1 rRNA gene is annotated in these 213 nt (G+C 49.3%); it reads left to right on the forward strand.

Features of this window, described 5'->3' with window-relative positions:
* Positions 1-213: ribosomal RNA gene (locus tag AK81_RS27645) — 16S ribosomal RNA — on the forward strand; the annotation flags it as partial.

Consider the following 213-nt stretch of genomic DNA (forward strand, 5'->3'; position numbering starts at 1 on the left):
GGGAATATTGGACAATGGGCGAAAGCCTGATCCAGCCATGCCGCGTGTGTGAAGAAGGTCTTCGGATTGTAAAGCACTTTAAGTTGGGAGGAAGGGCATTAACCTAATACGTTAGTGTTTTGACGTTACCGACAGAATAAGCACCGGCTAACTCTGTGCCAGCAGCCGCGGTAATACAGAGGGTGCAAGCGTTAATCGGAATTACTGGGCGTA

This window comes from Pseudomonas putida W15Oct28, from assembly GCF_000708715.2.
Classification (GTDB): Bacteria; Pseudomonadota; Gammaproteobacteria; order Pseudomonadales; family Pseudomonadaceae; genus Aquipseudomonas; species Aquipseudomonas putida_R.